We start from the raw sequence: 13398 nt of genomic DNA, 5'->3' as shown, positions 1-13398 counted from the left end.
TGTCTTGCCCGATGGCCGCCTTCACGTATTATTCGCCCTTCGTTCCCCCTCAACTCCCCCCACTTTGCCCGTTTCCTGGTATTTGTCCGCGGCGGATTCCGCAGGGGTTTCACCTGCGTGCACGGGGAAGTGCCGTGGCGCCAGCGTCAGAAGGGCGAGCAGTGCCAGTCCGGCCGCCCCGGCGGCCCCCAGATAGACGTGGTCGACCGCCGCGGAGACGGCTTGCCGCAGATATCCGGCCGCTTCCGTCGTGAGGGACGTGCTCGCGTGCTCCAGGGCGCGCGAGACGGAGTCGAGGTCCGCGGGCAGCCCGGGCCGTACGGAGGCCGGGGCGTCCTCCAGGCGCGCGGCGAGCGTGCCGTTGGCGACCGCCCCGAAGAGCGCCGCCCCGACGCTCTGCCCGACCTGCCGGCAGAAGAGCACGGACGCGGTGGCGGTGCCGCGCTCCGCCCAGCCCACCGACGACTGCACGCCCACGATCAGCGGGAGCTGGAACAGGCCGAGGGCCGCGCCGAGCGCCAGCATCACAAGCGCCGGCTGCCAGGCGGCGCCCGGGTGCGGGAGGAGCGGGAACGACAGCAGGATCAGCGCGGCGAGGCCGATGCCCAGGGCCGCGCAGCTGCGGAAGCCGATGCGGTTGTAGACGTGACTGCTCAGGGCGGCGGAGATCGGCCAGCTCAGCGTCATCACGGACAGCACGAGCCCGGCGGCGATCGGCCCCAGGCCGAGGACGGCCTGGGCGTACGTCGGCAGGAAGACCGTCGGCGCGATGATCAGGAGTCCGAGTGCCCCGAAGGAGAGGTTGACGGCGCAGATGGAGCGGCGGCGCCAGACCCAGCCGGGAATGACGGGCTCGGCCGCGCGCCGCTCGACGGCGACGGTCACGCCCGCGCACACCGCGCTGCCCGCGAAGAGCGCGAGGGAGGGCGGGGAGAGCCAGGGCCAGGCCACGCCGCCCTGCACGAGCGCGCAGAGCAGCAGGCCGCCGCAGGCGAAGACGCCGAGCGCACCGGGCCAGTCGACACGCGCGCGCGGGCGCGCGTGGGTGCGTGAAGCGGGCTCGTGGAGGTGGCGCTCGACCAGCCAGAGGGCGACCGCGCCGACCGGCAGGTTGATGAGGAAGATCCAGCGCCAGTCGGCGTACCCGGCGAGCAGGCCGCCGAGCGCCGGCCCGGCCACCGCGGCGGTGGCCCAGACCGTCGACAGCCTGGCCTGGATCCTGGGGCGCTCCTTGAGCGGGTAGAGGTCGGCGGCGATCGTCTGCACGGTGCCCTGCAGGGCACCGCCGCCGAGGCCCTGCAGGACGCGGAAGGCGATGAGCGCGGGCATGCTCCAGGCGGCGGCGCACAGGGCCGAGCCGAGGAGGAAGAGGACGATCCCGGCGAGAAGCACGGGCTTGCGGCCGAAGGTGTCCGAGAGCTTGCCGTAGACGGGGAGGGTGACGGTGACGGCGAGGAGGTAGCCGGAGAAGAGCCAGGAGAAGACGGTGAAGCCGCCGAGATCCGCAACGATCTGGGGGACGGCCGTGGAGACGACGGTCCCGTCGAGGGCGGCGAGCGCCATGGCGAGCATGAGCGCGGCGACGACGGGGCCGCGGCGGGAGCCGGCGTCCGGCGGCGCCGCGTCCGGCGTCTCCTTCCCGGGTATGCCGCCGTCGGCCGTGCTGCTGCCCTCACTGCGCCCGGCTGCCCCGTGCCCGGCTGCCCCGCGCCCGCCGCCCTTGCCGTTCTTGTCGCCTGTGCCGCCGCCCATGCCGCCCCCCGAGGTCGTTTCCCCTTGCACGCATTCGTCGGTCAGGGTCTCACTTGAGCCTTACGTAGCGGCAGGGTGCATGCTGGCGGTCCGTCAACCCCGAGAAGGACGACCCCGGCAACCCCGGATCCCCTAGGGGACGTTCCCGGCTTTCTCCTGCTCGTCCCGCCGCCCGGTTCGTACCGCAGGGGGAGGAGCCGGGAGCCGCCGCTGCCTAGCCTTTTCGAGGGTGGTCGGAGAGCCGTGGTGGGGATAGCCCCACCACGGATACACGGACGAGCACCATCGCCGCGGGCCCCCGCCTTCCAGCAGGCTGTGGACCGTACCCCCTCAGTGAGCACGCATAGGAGACCCACCGTGACAACGGCTGTATCGATTCCCAAGACCGGGGGCAGTGGAGGACATGCGGCCGTCGCGGCGAGGGCCCGCGAGGTCGTCAAGGCGTACGGGTCCGGCGAGACCCGCGTCACCGCCCTCGACCACGTGGACGTGGACATCGCCCGCGGGCAGTTCACGGCCATCATGGGCCCGTCCGGCTCCGGCAAGTCGACCCTGATGCACTGCCTGGCGGGCCTCGACACGGTCACGTCCGGGCAGATCTTCATCGACGAGACCGAGATAACCGGCCTCAAGGACAAGAAGCTCACCCGGCTCCGCCGCGACCGGATCGGCTTCATCTTCCAGGCGTTCAACCTGCTCCCGACGCTCAACGCGATCGAGAACATCACGCTTCCCATGGACATCGCCGGCCGCAAGCCGGACAAGGCGTGGCTGGACCGCGTCGTGGAGACCGTGGGCCTCGCCGGGCGCCTCAAGCACCGCCCCAACCAGCTCTCCGGCGGTCAGCAGCAGCGCGTCGCCGTGGCCCGCGCCCTCGCCGCCCGCCCCGAGATCATCTTCGGTGACGAGCCGACCGGAAACCTCGATTCGCGCGCCGGCGCCGAGGTGCTGGGCTTCCTGCGCCGCTCCGTCGACGAGCTGGGCCAGACCATCGTCATGGTCACCCACGACCCCGTCGCCGCCTCCTACGCCGACCGCGTGCTCTACCTGGCCGACGGCCGGATCGTGGACGAGATGTACAGCCCCACCGCCGACGCGGTGCTCGAGCGCATGAAGAACTTCGACGCGCGGGGACGGGTGTCGTGACCGTCCTCAAGACCTCCCTGCGCAACTTCCTCGCGCACAAGGGCCGCATGGCGCTCTCCGCCGTCGCGGTCCTGCTCTCGGTGGCGTTCGTGTGCGGCACGCTCGTCTTCACCGACACCATGAACGCCACGTTCGACAAGCTCTTCGCCAACACCGCCGCCGACGTCTCGGTCGGCCCGAAGAAGAACGACGACGCGCAGCAGACCGGCAAGCCGGCGACCGTCCCGGCCTCGCTGCGGGCGAAGCTCGCCGAGGTCAAGGGCGTCACCAAGGTCGAGCCGTCGGCCGACAGCCAGCAGCTGACCGTCGTCGACGGGAAGAAGAAGAGCCTCAGCCCCACCTCCGGCGCCCCCACCGTGGGCACCAACTGGGACGAGAGGCAGAAGAAGTCCGTCGAGATCACCAGCGGCCACGAGCCGCACGGCCCGGCCGAGACCGTCGTCGACGCCGACACCGCCGACAAGCACGGCGTGAAGACGGGCGACACCCTGCGGGTGATCGCCGCCCCGGGCGACTTCTCCGTCAAGGTCGTCGGCATCGCCACGTTCAAGACCACGAACCCCGGCGCAGCCCTCTTCTACTTCGACACCCCGACCGCCCAGGAGAAGCTCCTCGGCAGCACCGGCGAGTTCAGCGGCTACGGGCTGACCGCCGCCTCCGGCGTCAGCGACGAGCAGCTCAAGGAGCGGGTCTCCGCCGCCCTCGGCTCCTCCGCGGGCGACTACGCCCTGCGGACCGCCGCCGAGAGCAAGGAGGAGAACAAGAAGGACGTCGGTTCCTTCCTGGACGTCATGAAGTACGCGCTGCTCGGCTTCGCCGGCATCGCCGTCCTCGTCGGCATCTTCCTCATCGTCAACACCTTCTCCATGCTGGTCGCCCAGCGCACCCGGGAGATCGGCCTCATGCGGGCCATCGGCTCCAGTCGCCGGCAGATCCTGCGCTCGGTGCTGGTGGAGGCCGTGCTGCTCGGCGTCGTCGGCTCGGTGCTGGGCATCGGCGGTGGTGTCGCCCTCGCGGTCGGGCTGATGGAGCTCATGGGCTCCATGGGCATGAAGCTCGACATGAACGAGCTCACGATCAAGGCCGCGACGCCGGTCGTGGGCCTGGCCATCGGCGTGGTCGTCACCGTCCTCGCCGCCTGCCTGCCGGCCTTCAAGGCCACCAAGATCTCCCCGATGGCCGCCCTGCGCGACGCCGGCACCCCGGCCGACGGCAAGGCCGGCAAGGTGCGGGCCGCCATCGGCCTGGTGCTGACCGCCGTGGGCGGGCTGGCGCTGGTCGCCGCCGCCAAGTCCGACGACGCCGCGGCGGGCTCGGGGATGCTCGGCATCGGCGTCTTCCTCACCCTCGTCGGCTTCGTGGTCGTCGGCCCGCTCCTCGCCGGGTTCGTCGTCCGCGTGATCAGCGCGATCGTGCTGCGGGCCTTCGGGCCCGTCGGCCGCCTCGCCGAGCGCAACGCGCTGCGCAACCCGCGCCGCACGGGTGCCACGGCCTCGGCGCTGATGATCGGCCTCGCGCTGGTCGCCGCCCTGTCGGTGGTGGGCTCCTCCATGGTCGCCTCGGCCACGGACCAGCTCGACAAGTCGGTCGGCGCGGACTTCATCGTCCAGACCGAGAACCAGCAGCCGCTGAACCCGGCCGTCGTCAAGGCGATCAAGTCCGCCGGGCACGTCGAGCACGTCACGGAATACACGATCGTCAACGCGAAGATCACCACCCCGGACGGCAGGAGCGCCACCCAGCGGCTCTCCGCGGTGACCCCCACCTACGCCGACGACGTGCGCGCCGAGACGGTCAAGGGCAACCTCAAGGACGCCTACGCCAAGGACGCCATGTCCGTGCCGGAGGGCTTCGCCAAGGACCACGGCATCAAGCTCGGCGACCGGCTGAAGGTCGCCATGGTCGACGGCCGGACGGCTCAGCTCACGGTCAAGGCCGTCACCTCGGACGACACCAGCATCGACAAGGGCGCGATGTACACCAACATCGCCACCGCGCGCAGCTACCTGCCCGCCGACAAGATGCCGCTGGACTTCATGGTCCTCGCCAAGGCCGCCGACGGGCAGACGAAGGAGGCCGCCGCCGCGCTCAAGGCGTCGGTCGAGGACTACCCGCAGGTCAAGGTCCGTGACCAGTCCGACTACAAGAAGCTCATCAAGGACCAGGTCGGCCAGCTGCTCAACATGATCTACGGCCTGCTGGCCCTCGCGATCATCGTCGCGGTCCTGGGCGTCGTGAACACCCTGGCCCTGTCGGTGGTCGAGCGCACCCGCGAGATCGGCCTGCTGCGGGCGATCGGCCTCTCGCGCCGCCAGATGCGCCGCATGATCCGCCTGGAGTCGGTCGTCATCGCCCTCTTCGGCGCCCTCCTCGGCCTCGGCCTCGGCATGGCCTGGGGCACCACGTCCCAGAAGCTCCTGGCCCTCCAGGGCCTCGGCGTCCTGGACATCCCCTGGCCGACGATCATCGCGGTCTTCCTGGGCTCGGCGGTGGTGGGCCTGCTCGCCGCCCTCGTCCCGGCGTTCCGCGCGGGCCGGATGAACGTCCTGAACGCGATCGCCACGGACTAGCCGGCTGCTGCCTCCACGAGGGGCGGCCGGGGCGCGGGCCAAGGCCCGCGCCCCCTGAAAAGCCCGGCCCGGACACACCACGGGGGTGTGTGTCCGGGCCGGGCTTCTTCCGGCCCGGGACGTCAGGCGACGCGGCGCGTGGTGCCGAGGTGCCGTCCACGGGCCCGTGTCGGTGTGCCGTCGTAGTCTGGAGACCCCCGGCACGGGCCGAACGGCCCGCGTCGGGCCGTTCGCGTTGTCCACCCCCGGGACGGGAAAGCCTTCATGAGCCTGCACGGTCTGCTCGACGCCGTCGTCAATGATCCGGCGCTCGCCGAAGCGGTGAAGGCCGCGGCCGACGGCAACCGCCCGCACGTCGACCTCGTCGGCCCGCCCGCCGCCCGGCCCTTCGCCGTCGCCGCGCTGGCCCGGGACGCCAAGCGGCCCGTCCTGGCGGTGACCGCCACCGGTCGCGAGGCCGAGGACCTGGCGGCGGCGCTGCGCTCGCTGCTGCCGCCGGACGGGGTCGTGGAGTTCCCGGCCTGGGAGACGCTGCCGCACGAGCGCCTCTCGCCCCGCTCGGACACGGTCGGCCGCCGCCTGGCCGTGCTGCGCCGCCTCGCGCACCCCAGCAAGGACGACCCCGCGGCGGGCCCGGTCAGCGTCGTCGTCGCGCCGGTCCGGTCCGTGCTGCAGCCGCAGGTGAAGGGGCTCGGCGACCTGGAGCCGGTCAGTCTGCGCAGCGGGCGCAGCGCCGACCTGGAGGAGGTCGTGGACGCGCTCGCGGCCGCCGCGTACGCCCGTGTCGAACTGGTGGAGAAGCGCGGCGAGTTCGCCGTCCGCGGCGGCATCCTCGACGTCTTCCCGCCGACGGAGGAGCACCCGCTGCGCGTCGAGTTCTGGGGCGACGAGGTCGAGGAGATCCGCTACTTCAAGGTGGCCGACCAGCGCTCGCTGGAGGTCGCCGAGCACGGCCTGTGGGCGCCGCCCTGCCGCGAGCTGCTGCTGACCGCGGGCGTACGGGAGCGGGCGGCCGCCCTGGCGGAGGAGCACCCGGAGCTCGGCGAGCTCCTCTCCAAGATCGCCGAGGGCATCGCGGTGGAGGGCATGGAGTCCCTCGCCCCGGTCCTGGTGGACGAGATGGAGCTGCTCCTGGACGTGCTCCCGGCCGGTGCGATGACGGTCGTGTGCGACCCGGAGCGCGTGCGCACCCGCGCCGCGGACCTCGTCGCCACCAGCCAGGAATTCCTGCAGGCGTCCTGGGCGGCCACGGCCGGCGGCGGGGAGGCCCCGATCGACGTGAACGCCGCCTCCCTGTGGGGCATCGCGGACGTCCGCGACCGCGCGCGCGAGCTGGGCCAGATGTGGTGGTCGGTGAGCCCCTTCGCGGCGGACGAGGAGCTCGACGGCGACACCCTCAAGCTCGGCATGCACGCCCCGGAGACCTACCGCGGCGACACCGCCCGCGCCCTGGCCGACACCAAGGGCTGGCTGGCCGACGGCTGGCGCACCGTCTTCGTCACGGAGGGCCACGGCCCGGCGGCCCGTACGGTCGAGGTGCTGGGCGGCGAGGGCATCCCCGCCCGCCTGGACGCCGATGTCGCCGAGCTGTCCCCGTCGGTCGTCCACGTCTCCTGCGGCAGCATCGACAACGGCTTCGTCGACCCCGGCCTGAAGGTCGCCGTCCTCACCGAGACGGACCTGTCGGGCCAGAAGTCCGCCAGCAAGGACATGGGCCGCATGCCGGCCCGCCGCCGCAAGACGATCGACCCGCTGACCCTGCAGGCCGGCGACTACATCGTCCACGAGCAGCACGGCGTCGGCCGCTACATCGAGATGGTGCAGCGCACCGTCCAGGGCGCCACCCGCGAGTACCTCCTCGTGGAGTACGCGCCCGCCAAGCGCGGCCAGCCCGGCGACCGCCTCTACATCCCCACCGACCAGCTGGAGCAGGTCACCAAGTACGTGGGCGGCGAGGCCCCGACGCTGCACCGCCTCGGCGGCGCGGACTGGACGAAGACCAAGGCGCGCGCCAAGAAGGCCGTCAAGGAGATCGCCGCCGACCTGATCAAGCTCTACTCCGCGCGCATGGCCGCGCCCGGCCACACCTTCGGCGCCGACACCCCCTGGCAGCGGGAGCTGGAGGACGCCTTCCCCTACGCGGAGACGCCCGACCAGCTCACCACCATCGCCGAGGTCAAGGAGGACATGGAGAAGTCCGTCCCCATGGACCGCCTGATCTGCGGCGACGTCGGCTACGGCAAGACGGAGATCGCGGTCCGCGCCGCCTTCAAGGCGGTTCAGGACGGCAAGCAGGTGGCGGTGCTCGTGCCGACCACGCTGCTGGTGCAGCAGCACTTCGGCACGTTCTCCGAGCGCTACGCCCAGTTCCCCGTGGTGACGAAGGCCCTGTCCCGCTTCCAGACGGACAGCGAGGCCAAGGCCGTCCTGGAGGGCCTGCGCGACGGCTCGGTCGACATCGTCATCGGCACGCACCGCCTCTTCTCGTCCGAGACGAAGTTCAAGGACCTGGGCCTGGTCATCGTCGACGAGGAGCAGCGCTTCGGCGTCGAGCACAAGGAGCAGCTGAAGAAGCTGCGGGCGAACGTCGACGTCCTGACGATGTCCGCCACGCCCATTCCGCGCACGCTGGAGATGGCGGTCACCGGCATCCGCGAGATGTCGACCATCACGACCCCGCCGGAGGAGCGCCACCCGGTGCTGACCTTCGTCGGGCCGTACGACCAGAAGCAGATCGGCGCCGCGATCCGCCGCGAGCTGCTGCGCGAGGGTCAGGTCTTCTACATCCACAACCGGGTCGAGTCCATCGACCGGGCGGCCGCGCGGCTGCGCGAGATCGTTCCCGAGGCGCGCATCCAGACGGCGCACGGCCAGATGGGCGAGAGCCGGCTGGAGCAGGTCGTCGTCGACTTCTGGGAGAAGAAGTTCGACGTGCTGGTCTCCACGACGATCGTGGAATCCGGCATCGACATCTCCAACGCCAACACGCTGATCGTCGAGCGCGGCGACAACTTCGGCCTGTCGCAGCTGCACCAGCTGCGCGGACGCGTCGGCCGCAGCCGCGAGCGCGGCTACGCCTACTTCCTCTACCCGCCGGAGAAGCCCCTGACGGAGACCGCCCACGAGCGGCTCGCCACCATCGCCCAGCACACCGAGATGGGCGCCGGCATGTACGTGGCGATGAAGGACCTGGAGATCCGCGGCGCGGGCAACCTGCTCGGCGGCGAGCAGTCCGGCCACATCGCGGGCGTGGGCTTCGACCTCTACATCCGCATGGTCGGCGAGGCCGTCGCCGACTACCGGGCTTCCCTGGAGGGCGGCGAGGAGCAGCCGGAGGCACCGCTGGAGGTGAAGATCGAGCTGCCCGTCGACGCCCACGTCCCGCACGACTACGCACCCGGCGAGCGCCTGCGCCTGCAGGCATACCGCGCGATCGCCTCCGCGAACAGCGAGGAGGACGTCCGCGCCGTCCGCGAGGAGCTCACCGACCGCTACGGCAAGCTGCCCGAGCCCGTGGAGAACCTGCTACTGGTGGCGGGCCTGCGGATGCTCGCCCGCGCCTGCGGCGTCTCCGACATCACCCTGCAGGGCTCCAACGTGCGCTTCGGCCCCGTGGAGCTGCGCGAGTCCCAGGAGCTGCGCCTGAAGCGCCTCTACCCGCGCACGGTGATGAAGCCGGCCACGAAGCAGATCCTCGTCCCCCGCCCGGCGACGCGCCAGATCGGCGGCAAGCCGCTGGTGGGCCGGGAACTTCTGGCGTGGACGGGCGAGTTCCTGACCACGATCCTGGGCTCGTAGGAGGCCGGAGCCGGGGGCCGGGCCGCGCTAGGACGCGGCCGCCCCCGCCTTCTTGAGCACCCCGTAACCCCCCTCGCCCCCGAGGAAGACGTACCGCACGCCGGGGTGCAGCCGCTCGCCGTCCGTGACGAGGTCCTCCGGCGTCTTGCCGTCGGCGAGCCGCAGGGCCAGGTAGTCCGGCGTGATGCCGCGGGTGTCGCCGATCCAGAAGACCCTGCACCGGCTGGCGAGGCGGCTTATCGGCGCTATGTCCGCCTCGACGGTCGCGTCGTCCGGGATGCGGTCCAGGAGCTGCTCGGCGGCGCGCACGCTCTGCGGGACGCGGTAGGTGCCGGCTTCGGTCAGGGCGTAGAGGGGCATGGACGCGGTCAGGGCGAGCGAGGCGGCCAGGACCGCGCCGGGCATGTGCTGCGCGGAGGAGCGCAGCCACGGGCGGCGGCTCTCCCGGGCCCGGGCCAGGGCGTCCGTGAGCGCCATGAAGACGATGGGCATCAGCACCGCGTTGTAGTGCCAGTCGGTGCCCCAGTAGTGGTCGTCGTGGGAGGCGAACCGCCACGCCAGGGTGGGCAGGGCGACGATCAGGACGGGGGAGCGCAGGGCCAGCAGCCCCGTGGTGGGCAGCAGGATCCACAGCAGGGTGCGTATCGCGGTGTCGGCGGAGATCGTGGGCGCGGGGCCGGCGCCGCCGTCGAGCTTGTTCCAGTAGTCGTAGGCGCCGCTGGTGTTGAAGGCGGGGATGATCAGCCCGAAGGTGATCGCGGCGGCCGCCAGGCCGAAGGCCACCAGGCCGGCGGCCAGCGGGGTCGCGCTCTGCGGGACGCCCTCGCCGCGGGCCTTCGCGCCGCGCAGCCGGATCAGGAGGACCACGCCGATGGCCGCCGCGGTGATGCCCAGGTCCTCCTTGACCAGGACCAGGGGTGCGGCCCACCAGACCGCGGCCCGCCAGCGCCCGCGCACCACCGCTTCGAGGGAGAAGGCGAGCAGCGGCATCGCGAAGGCGATCTCGTGGAAGTCGAAGTCGACCGCGCGCTGCACGCCCCACGACAGCCCGTAGGCGATGCCGACGGCCAGCCCGCGCTTGCGGCCGAGGAGCCCGGCGGCGAGCCGGGCGACCGGTATCGCGGACAGGGCGAAGAGCGCGGCCTGGGCGACGAGGAGGGTGACCGGGCCGGGGAAGAGCCGGTAGAAGGGGGCGAGGAGCGCGGTGACCGGGCTGAAGTGGTCGCCGAGGATGTTGGTGCCCGGGCCCTTGAGGTCGGCTATGGGCGCCTGGAGGTGGGCGTACCCGCGGATGGCCTGCTCGAAGATGCCGAGGTCCCACGACATGGTGAGCATGCGGCGGTGCCGGCACACGGACAGCGCGGCGTAGAGGACGAAGAGGATCCCGGCGAGCCAGAAGGGATCCCAGCGTGGGGCCCGCAGGGCCGTGGCGCGGGGCCGGTCGCCGGGCGCTGCCTCGGCCGCGGGCCCGCCCGGTGCTGGAACGGTGGCGGCGGCCGAGTCCATGGGGGAGTCCTTTGTTCCGGGGCTGGGGGACGAGAAGATGACTGTCGGAAAAGATACGCGGAGCCTCACCGGCGCCCGCCCCCCTTTCCGAGAGACGAACGGGCTCCTTGGGCGGTTCGGCTGGAATGTGTCGTTCTTCTCTCGGATCCCGTCCGTTGAGCCGGTCGTCTTCCAGCTCGGCGAGGCCGTGGCGGCGCTCGGTGAATACCGTGCGCTCCTGCCGCGCTTCGAGAGCCGGCCCGACGCCCCGTCGACCCCGCGCAGTGGCCCGGACAGGTCAGGGCCTGAGCTCCGCGGCGCCATCCGCACATCCCGGCGCCGCGCGAATCGTTGGTCGAATCGGTGGCCCGGGCCACCCGGACTCCCTACCATCGATCAACGCAGGTCGATCACCGTCGCACGACCGCCGCCGGGAGGCTTCATGATCCGCCGAAGGACCGCGCTCTCCGTCACTGCCGCCGCGCTGCTCGCAGCGGCCCCGCTCCTGACCGCCTGCGCGCGGACGGCCCACCCGGGCGCCGCGGCCGTCGTGGGCGACGACCGGATCACCGTCTCGCAGCTGCAGCGCCAGGTGGAGGACGTGCGCGAGGCGCAGCGCTCCTCCCCGCAGGGCGAGCAGCTGACGGCGAACAGCGCCCGGCTCGGCCAGGACACCCTGGTCCGCCTCATCCAGTACCGGATCGTGGAGAAGGCCGGCAAGGACAACGGCGTCGCGGTCACCCGGCGGGAGCTGCAGCGCCAGCGCGCCGACGTCGAGGCCGCCAACGGAGGGGCCTCGACGGTGCGCGCCCGGTTCCTCGCCCTCGGCATCGCCCCCGACCAGATCGACCAGGCCCTCTCGGTGGACCTCGTCCGCGCCAAGCTGGACGGCAAGTTCGGCGCCGCCCGCACCAACCAGATCCTGATGCGCACCTCCGACGCCCTCCACGTCGACGTCAATCCGCGCTACGGGGTCTGGGACGGCAAGCGCGGCACCGCGCAGTCCGCGCTGGAGCCGTGGCTGCGGTCCGCCGCGGAGGCCGGGGCCGCCCGCCCGGCGTGATGCGCGCCCGGTTCGTGCCCTGCCGGCGCCCGGCGTGCGCCGCGCCCGGCCCGGTCCCCTAGGCTCGATCGCGTGAACGACTCCGCACCTGGCCGCATCGTCCTGCTCACCACCAGCCACCGGGTCGCCCCGGGGCTGCTGTCCTGGCCCGCGTGGCAGGCGCTCCGCGCCGCCGACCGGGTGCTGTGCGCCGACGCCGGCCACCCGCAGCTGCCGTACCTGCGGGAGGCCGGCGTCGAGGTCGAGCACGGCTCGGCCACGGCGCGCGAGCTGGTCGACTTCTGCTCGACCGGGCGGCGCAGCGCCGTGGTGCTCACCTCCGCCGAGGGCGAGTCCGCCCTCACCGACGGGCTGGCCCGGCTCGCCGGCTCCGGCCGGGAGACGATGCCCGCGCTGGAGCTGCTGCCCGGTTCGTACGACCTGCCCGGTGCCCGGCTGCTGGACCTGGTGCAGGTCATGGACCGGATCCGGGTGGCCTGCCCGTGGAGCGGCGTCCGCACCCACGAGGACCTCGCGAAGTACGCGCTGGAGGAGACGTACGAGCTGCTGGAGGCCATCGAGACCGGTGACCGCGAGGCGCTGCGCGAGGAGCTCGGCGACGTGCTGCTGCAGGTCGTCTTCCACGCCCGGATCGCGCAGGACGACCCGGACGAGCCGTTCTCCGTCGACGACGTCGCCGGCGTGATCGTCGACAAGCTCATCCACCGGCACCCGCACGTCTTCGGCGAGGAGTCCGCGGAGACGCCGGAGGACGTGCGCGCGCACTGGATGCGCACGAAGGACGCGGAGAAGGGCCGCGAGTCGGTCACCGAGGGCGTGCCGCTCGGCCAGCCGGCGCTCGCCCTGGCCGCGAAGCTGGCCTCCCGGGTGCGCTCGCAGGGCCTCGACGTCACCCTGCCCGCCGGCGACGGCATCGGCTACGAGCTGCTGGCGCTGGCCGTACGGGCGGAGGCAGCGGGCACGGACCCGGAGACGGCGCTGCGAGCCGCGGCCCGCACGTACCGCGACGCGATCCGCGCCGCGGAGGGTGTGTAGCGGCTGCGCCCTGAGGGAGCCACCGAAACCCGTTCAGCCTATTTACCGACTTGTCCCGGCGGTCGGCGGGTACCCGCATGGCATGCGCATTCAGTACGTACCCCTCGCCGACCTCGCCGCCCCGCACTGGGCCGGCGGGATCATCCAGTTCATCGTCGGCCTCTTCGTCGTCGCCCTGCTGATCGTCGCCGTGGTCAAGGGCTTCCGGAAGCGCGACGAGGAACCGCCGCCGCCGTCCCAGCCGCAGCGCAGGCAGGGCGCCTGGCAGACGCGGCAGGAGCACGACACCGGGCCCACCTCGCCCGACCACGGGCCGGGGCACAACGACGACGAGGAGAACCGGGTCGGCTACGTCACCGAGCACCGTGAAGCGGACGAGCTGCACCCCGAGGCGAACGGGGAGCGGGTGCTGCCGCACGAGGTGCGCAACCCCGGCAGCCACCCCGAGGAGCTCAGCGAGGAGCGCAAGAAGTGGAACCCGGGCGGCAGCGGCGGCTTCGGCAGCGGCGGCCCCGGCCACCACTGAGCACCGGCTCCCCCCCCCACTGA

General features: G+C 72.5%; 8 protein-coding genes. 6 read left to right on the top strand and 2 right to left on the bottom strand.

Translation table 11 applies throughout. From position 1 onward, the window contains the following. Positions 1 to 21: 21 nt before the first annotated feature. Complete coding sequence (locus tag NQU55_RS24060) at positions 22 to 1752, bottom strand: MFS transporter (protein WP_372504793.1); 1731 nt, start codon at positions 1750 to 1752, stop codon at positions 22 to 24. 357 nt (positions 1753 to 2109) lie between these two features. Between NQU55_RS24060 and NQU55_RS24055 the strand changes: the two genes are divergently transcribed. From NQU55_RS24055 to mfd, 3 genes are all read left to right on the top strand, one after another. Then, complete coding sequence (locus NQU55_RS24055) at positions 2110 to 2898, top strand: ABC transporter ATP-binding protein (protein ID WP_168096330.1); 789 nt, start codon at positions 2110 to 2112, stop codon at positions 2896 to 2898. Further along, positions 2895 to 5468: an ABC transporter permease gene (locus NQU55_RS24050; RefSeq protein ID WP_256791088.1), complete on the top strand. Its 2574-nt coding sequence runs from the start codon at positions 2895 to 2897 to the stop codon at positions 5466 to 5468. Before NQU55_RS24055 ends, NQU55_RS24050 begins: the two co-directional genes overlap by 4 nt. Before the next feature lie 264 nt (positions 5469 to 5732). Continuing rightward, on the top strand, positions 5733 to 9266 hold the full coding sequence (mfd, locus tag NQU55_RS24045) for a transcription-repair coupling factor (RefSeq protein ID WP_168091135.1): 3534 nt from the start codon (positions 5733 to 5735) through the stop codon (positions 9264 to 9266). A 27-nt stretch (positions 9267 to 9293) separates the two neighbouring features. On the opposite strand, the gene NQU55_RS24040 is transcribed toward mfd, so the two are convergent. Continuing rightward, entirely contained in the window at positions 9294 to 10772 is a 1479-nt protein-coding gene (locus NQU55_RS24040; RefSeq protein WP_168091134.1) for a DUF2079 domain-containing protein, read from the bottom strand. Positions 10773 to 11193: 421 nt separating this feature from the next. On the opposite strand from NQU55_RS24040, the gene NQU55_RS24035 reads away from it, so the two are divergent. The 3 genes from NQU55_RS24035 to NQU55_RS24025 all read left to right on the top strand — a co-directional run bounded on the left by NQU55_RS24035 (position 11194) and on the right by NQU55_RS24025 (position 13375). Beyond that, entirely contained in the window at positions 11194 to 11814 is a 621-nt protein-coding gene (locus tag NQU55_RS24035) for a SurA N-terminal domain-containing protein (protein WP_168091133.1), read from the top strand. A gap of 72 nt (positions 11815 to 11886) precedes the next feature. Continuing rightward, a complete protein-coding gene (locus NQU55_RS24030) occupies positions 11887 to 12849 on the top strand; it encodes a nucleoside triphosphate pyrophosphohydrolase (protein WP_168091132.1) in 963 nt (320 codons plus the stop codon). Positions 12850 to 12931: 82 nt separating this feature from the next. Then, a complete protein-coding gene (locus NQU55_RS24025; RefSeq protein ID WP_168091131.1) occupies positions 12932 to 13375 on the top strand; it encodes a DUF6479 family protein in 444 nt (147 codons plus the stop codon). Positions 13376 to 13398: the final 23 nt, after the last annotated feature.

Origin of the sequence: Streptomyces telluris, from assembly GCF_024519335.1 — a bacterium.
In the GTDB taxonomy this organism is placed as follows: Bacteria; Actinomycetota; Actinomycetes; order Streptomycetales; family Streptomycetaceae; genus Streptomyces; species Streptomyces telluris.
This window is presented reverse-complemented; position numbering and strand designations above follow the sequence as displayed.

What these genes read in the sequence shown, in the direction of transcription:
- NQU55_RS24060 (WP_372504793.1), bottom strand. Translation starts at nt 1,752, where the DNA reads ATGGGCGGCGGCACAGGCGACAAGAACGGCAAGGGCGGCGGGCGCGGG.
- mfd (WP_168091135.1), top strand. Translation starts at nt 5,733, where the DNA reads ATGAGCCTGCACGGTCTGCTCGACGCCGTCGTCAATGATCCGGCGCTC.
- NQU55_RS24040 (WP_168091134.1), bottom strand. Translation starts at nt 10,772, where the DNA reads ATGGACTCGGCCGCCGCCACCGTTCCAGCACCGGGCGGGCCCGCGGCC.
- NQU55_RS24035 (WP_168091133.1), top strand. Translation starts at nt 11,194, where the DNA reads ATGATCCGCCGAAGGACCGCGCTCTCCGTCACTGCCGCCGCGCTGCTC.
- NQU55_RS24025 (WP_168091131.1), top strand. Translation starts at nt 12,932, where the DNA reads ATGCGCATTCAGTACGTACCCCTCGCCGACCTCGCCGCCCCGCACTGG.